The sequence below is a fragment of the Streptomyces niphimycinicus genome (assembly GCF_018883605.1).
GTDB lineage: Bacteria > Actinomycetota > Actinomycetes > Streptomycetales > Streptomycetaceae > Streptomyces > Streptomyces niphimycinicus.
Genome location: NZ_JAHLEM010001156.1, coordinates 1 through 2634, shown reverse-complemented (window position 1 = coordinate 2634; position 2634 = coordinate 1). Strand labels below are relative to the sequence as shown.

The 2634-nt window shown below is 74.0% G+C and carries 3 protein-coding genes; 1 reads left to right on the top strand and 2 read right to left on the bottom strand.

All coding sequences use genetic code 11. The features are described 5' to 3' along the window. Positions 1-1461, bottom strand: a 1461-nt coding sequence (locus tag KN815_RS48410; RefSeq protein ID WP_216348115.1) for an ABC transporter substrate-binding protein, incomplete at its 3' end; no start/stop codon positions are given. Positions 1462-1536: 75 nt separating this feature from the next. Next, on the bottom strand, positions 1537-2082 hold the full coding sequence (locus KN815_RS48405) for a GNAT family N-acetyltransferase (RefSeq protein ID WP_216348114.1): 546 nt from the start codon (positions 2080-2082) through the stop codon (positions 1537-1539). A 73-nt stretch (positions 2083-2155) separates the two neighbouring features. Here KN815_RS48405 and KN815_RS48400 point away from each other — a divergent pair. Beyond that, positions 2156-2634: ATP-binding protein (locus KN815_RS48400; RefSeq protein ID WP_372458664.1), on the top strand; the 479-nt coding region annotated here is incomplete at its 3' end.

Here is a 2634-nt window from a genome sequence, read left to right as displayed (position 1 = left end):
GGCCAGGGCGGCGCGATGGCGCGCGGCGTCGTCGGCGCGGGACCCGGCCTCGGCGACCGCGCGGTCCACGGCCTTGTCGCACACCCGGGCCAGGTTGTAGCCGCCGTCGCAGGTGAAGTCGTCGGCGAGATAGGAGACCGGGTCGCCGGTGTCGAGCATGGTGTTACGGGCGGCCACCACGGCGTCGAACTTCCCGGCCAGGGCGTCGCTTTCGAGCCGGGAGTACTCCCGCACCTCCAGCTTCACACTGAACCCGGCCTTGCGTAGTTGCTGTTGCAGCACCTGGGCGACCTCGGGCAGCTCGGGCCGGTTGTCGTAGGTGGCGAGGGTGAGCGCGGTGTTGCCGGGGCGCTTGGCGGCGGGGCGGCCGGACGGCCGGGGGCGCTCGCCCGCCGCCCAGGTGAGGGCCGGGCCGAACAGGCCGCGGCCGGTGTCGGCATGCCCCTCGTAGACGTCCTCGGCGAGGGCGGAGGCGTCGACGGCCTCGCGGGCGGCGGCGCGGACGGCGGGGTCGGCGAAGGGGCCGGAGCGGGTGTTGAGGAAGAGGGCGGTGGTGCGGGCGGTGGGCACCTCGCGGACGGTCGGCCGGTCGAGGGTGGCCGCCTGGGAGACCGGGACCGCCTCGGCCATGTCCACCTCGCCACTGCGCAGCGCGTTGGTGCGGGCCGTGCCATCGGCTATGAAGCGGACATCGAGACCGGAGGCGTGGGCGAGGCCGCCCCAGTAGTCGTCGAAGCGGTGGAGGGTGGCGCGGGTGGCACCGGTCGTCCTGGTCAGGGAGAAGGGACCGGTGGCGGTACCGGCCGGATCGACGGCCGCTTTCCCGTCCGGCGTGTCCGAACGCCCCTCCGCCGCACCGGACTTGTCCGAACCGGCCGCCCCCGTACCGGACTTGTCCGAACCGGCCGCCCCCGTACCGGCCTTCGTGCGGTACGCCTTGGGCGAGAGGATGGCCAGGCTCGGGCTGGACAGTCGCAGCGGCAGGGCGGAGTCGGCGGTGGCGGTGGCGACCCGGACCCGCCGCTCCCCCATCGCCTCGGCGGTGAGCGTGACCCCGGTGAGCGCGGCGGGCCCGGGATCGGCGTGGGTGGCATGGGTGAGGGCACCCGCCACCGCCGCCGGGGTGACCTCGGTGCCGTCCTGGAACCGCGCCTCGCGCAGGGTGAACACCCAGCCGCCGCCGCTCTCCCGGGCCCAGGACTCGGCGAGGGCGGGCACCGCGCCGCCGTTGCCGTCCAGCCGGGTCAGCCCCCCGGTGACCCCGAGCCGGCTGAGCACAGTGGCGTCGGCGCCGTACGGGGAGAAGCGCTCGGCGGGCGGGAAGGCCATCGCGACCCGGAGGCGTCCGCCGCCCGCACCGGCCCCGGCGTCGTACGGCGAACCGTCACGGGCCGCGAAACACCCGGTGAGCAGCGGGACGAGCAGCAGCCCGGCGGCCCACCGGCGGCGGACAGAGTGCATGGGCGTGGTTCTCCAGGCTGCGCGGGACGGCAGGACGGCGAGACGGAACGCTACATGATAATCATTTCCATCAACTCATGACATCCCCGGCCCCGTGGGGACCTCGAAGTGCACGATCCCCTGACCGCCCCCGGGCACCTCCCGCTCATCGCAGACGACCTTCCCCATGGACCGCCAGAACGGCTCGGCACCCGCCACCTCCGGATCGGTGTGCAGATAGACCGCGCGATAGCCGCCGTCTGCCACGGCGAAGTCCAGCAGCGCATGCACCAGCCGCCGGGCCAGCCCGTTGCGCCGATGCCCGGATCGCACATAGACCCGGCGCAGTTGGGCGGTCTCCCCAGGCGGGTAACGCGCGGCCAGCCACGACGGGTTGGGCGGATGGGCCGGGCCCCGGGAATCGAGCGCGGCCGTCGCCACGACCGCCCCGCCGCTCTCGTCCACCGCCACCAGCAGGGTGTGGCGCGCATCGTCCAGATACGCGGCGGCGGGATCGATGATGTCGGCGTGCCAGCGTGGCACATAGCCGGTTCCGAAGTCGCGGTAGACGGTGTCGAGCATCACGCTGCGGACGGCGTCGAGGTCATCGGAGGTGGCGGTTCTGATGCGATAGCTGGGCACCTGCGCATCGTATGCAACAAGCCCACGAGCTGATCGTACTGGCAGACTGGGCCGGGACCGGAGGAGAGGGCCGATGGGGCAGGGACGGCCGTCGATGCAGGAGCTGATCCTGCGGCGCGGGAACGCCGGATTCGTGGGACGGCAGCGGGAACTGGACGCGTTCCGGGACAACTTCGGGCTGCCACCGGAGGACGGGCGGCATCGCTTCGTCTTCCATGTGCACGGCCACGCGGGCGTGGGCAAGACCTGGCTGATGCGCCGGCTGGAGCAGACCGCCCGCCAGGAGTACGGCGCACTCACCGCCCGCGTCGACGAGGCGGCGGGCTCCGTCCCCGAGGCGATGGCCGCGATCAGCGAGCAATTCGCCCACCAGGGCCGGGAGTTCGCGGCCTTCGACCGGCGGCTCGCCACATATCGGCAGCGCCGCCACGAGGCGGAGTCGGCACCGGCGGCGGACGGCGAGCGGAGCGGGCCCAGCACCGGCAGCATGGTCGCCGCGCGAGCCGGGCTCACCGGCCTCGGCCTGGTGCCGGGGGTCGGGGCGCTGGCGGG